Consider the following 2,741-nt stretch of genomic DNA (forward strand, 5'->3'; position numbering starts at 1 on the left):
AAGCCGAGAACAGCTATACCGATAGCGTGCTCGGCCATACCGCCGCGTTGCAGAAAACCCTGGTGAAGGAAATGCGCGGGCGGATCAAGGAAGACGACACCAGCGTGCCGTCGCCCGACGGACCATTTGCGTACTTGCGAAAATTCCGCGAAGGCGGTCAGCATGAGCAATTCGGCCGGATGCCGCGTAATGGCGGCGAGATCCAGATCGTGCTCGATGGCGATCAGCTCGCAGCCGAACATGAGTACTTCAAATTCGGCGGCGCGAGGCATTCGCCCGATCATCGGCTTGAGGCCTGGAGCGCCGACATCAAGGGCTCTGAATATTTCTCGATCCGCGTTCGCGATTGGATAAATGGCGCCGATCGCGATGATCTCGTCGAGGAGACCGATGGCGCCATTGTGTGGGCCATGGACTGCGAAAGCTTTTTTTACGTCAAGCTCGATGAAAATCACCGCCCGATGCAGGTCTGGCGTCACCGGCTGGGCACGCCGCAAACGCAGGACGTCTTGATTTACGAAGAGCAAGATTCAGGCTGGTTCACGCATATTCATGAAAGCTCCAGCGGCCGCTTCTGTGTGATCGCGGGCGGCGATCACGAAACCTCCGAGCAACGACTGATCGACCTGTCCGATCCGGATGCACCGCCACGGCTGATCGAGCCGCGCCAGGTCGGGGTACAGTATTCGGTTGCGGATCGGGGGGACGAGTTGTTCATTCTCACCAATGCCGATAGCGCGATCGACTTCAAGATCGTCACCGTCTCCTTGAAAACGCCGCGGCGCGACAACTGGCGCGATTTGATTCCGCACCGGAGAGGTATTTATGTGCTCGATCTTGAACTGTATTCCGGTCATCTGGTGCGGCTGGAACGCGCACACGCATTGCCCTCCATCATCATCCGCGATCTCGCATCAGGCGAGGAACACGCCATCGCTTTCGAGGAAGCGGCATATTCGCTGGACACGCTTGGCAGCTATGAATTCGATACCACCAATCTGCGCTTCTCCTATTCTTCCATGACCACGCCTACGGAAATCTACGACTACGACATGAGCACCCGCTCGCGCACCCTGCGCAAGCGGCAGGAGATTCCTTGCGGGCATAACCCCGCGGACTATCTCACCACACGGATCATGGCTGTCTCTCATGATGGCGCCGAGGTGCCGATCTCGATCCTGCACCGTAAAGATCTTCGGCGCGATGGCAGCGCGCCGTTGCTGCTGTACGGCTACGGCTCCTATGGCATGGCGATGCCGGCATCGTTCTCGTCCAACCGGCTGTCGCTGGTCGATCGCGGGTTCGTCTATGCGATCGCGCATGTCAGGGGAGGCACCGACAAGGGCTGGGGCTGGTATCTCGACGGCAAGCGTGAAAAGAAGACCAACAGCTTCGACGATTTCGCAGCCAGCGCCCGCGCACTGATATCGGCCAGATATACCGCCGCCAAGCGGATCGTTGCCCACGGCGCCAGCGCCGGCGGGATGCTCATGGGCGCGGTTGCCAATCGAGCCGGTGAATTGTTCGCGGGCATTGTTGCCGAAGTGCCGTTTGTCGACGTTCTCAACACCATGCTTGATGACACCCTGCCGCTGACGCCCCCGGAATGGCCCGAATGGGGAAATCCGATCGAGAGCGAGGCCGATTTCAAAACCATTCTTTCCTATTCGCCTTACGAGAACGTCGCGGCCAAGCAATATCCAGCAATCCTGGCGATGGGCGGGCTGACCGATCCGCGTGTCACCTACTGGGAGCCGGCGAAATGGATCGCGCGCCTGCGGCCCACCATGACCGGCGGCGGGCCGGTATTGCTTCGCATCAACATGGGCGCCGGTCACGGCGGTGCATCCGGACGATTCGAGCGGCTCGATGAAGTCGCGATCGTCTATGCATTCGCGCTATGGGCGGTGGGATTGGCCGATCGACGCGAGGTGGCGTGAGGTAGAGCTTGATCGATTCTGATTAAATCAGAATCGGGGTCTAGTCTTTTCTTCTGACGCGTTTACTTAACGCGAACCGGTCTCCACTTCGCTTGAAAACGCTCTGGCTTATTCTTCCGGCGCGTTTTCTTCGCGCGAACGGGCGCCCACTTCGCTCGAAAACGCTCTGGTGGCGATCGCGGAAACACGAGCTCAGGAAGCCCGCGAAGTAGTCATCACTATCCGAATGAGATCGGCGGCGTTTCTGGCGCCGAGCTTCTTCATGATGTTGGCGCGATGATCTTCGACGGTCCGCGGACTGATTCCGAGCTTGCGCCCGGCTTCCTTGTTGGATGCGCCGGCGGCAAATTGCGCCAGCACCTCACGTTCACGTGGGGTCAATGTTTCACGCCGGGAAAGATGAACCGGAGATCGATTGGCGTGCCGGCGCGCATACGCGCCGATCGCTTGATCCAGCCAACCCACGATCTCTCGCGTGCGCAACGGCTCCTCGATGAAATCCAGTGAGCCGTTCTTGATGGCCTTGACCGCCATGGCGATGTCGCCCAGTCCGGAGATCATGAAGCCAGGCGGCGTGGCATCAGCATCGTGATGCTCTTTGCTGATGTCGAGCCCGGATCCGCGCGGAAGCTGCGCGCCGAGCGGAATGAAGGATGGATTATGGCTTCGCGAGACCGCCCTCAGACTGGCGCGGTCCGGATAACAGAGCACCCGATAGCTGCCCGTTGACACAACCACGCAAAGCCCTTCGCGCATGGGTTGGTCACGGTCGGCTGGCAGCATTTCTCGGTGGGGAACGAA

General features: G+C 59.7%; 2 protein-coding genes. One reads left to right on the top strand and one right to left on the bottom strand.

What is annotated here, in order from left to right:
- Positions 1-1,940 (top strand): S9 family peptidase (locus VJV58_RS13625; protein WP_324137878.1); only part of this gene is annotated, 1,940 nt, incomplete at its 5' end.
- A gap of 192 nt (positions 1,941-2,132) precedes the next feature.
- On the opposite strand, the gene VJV58_RS13630 is transcribed toward VJV58_RS13625, so the two are convergent.
- Positions 2,133-2,723 (bottom strand): response regulator transcription factor, encoded by a 591-nt coding sequence (locus tag VJV58_RS13630; RefSeq protein ID WP_324137879.1) that lies wholly within the window; start codon positions 2,721-2,723, stop codon positions 2,133-2,135.
- Between the last annotated feature and the right edge of the window lie 18 nt (positions 2,724-2,741).

Source organism: Bradyrhizobium sp., assembly GCF_035273305.1.
GTDB lineage: Bacteria > Pseudomonadota > Alphaproteobacteria > Rhizobiales > Xanthobacteraceae > Bradyrhizobium.

Coding starts and splice junctions, on each gene's coding strand:
- VJV58_RS13630 (WP_324137879.1), bottom strand. CDS start 2,723: ATGCTGCCAGCCGACCGTGACCAACCCATGCGCGAAGGGCTTTGCGTG.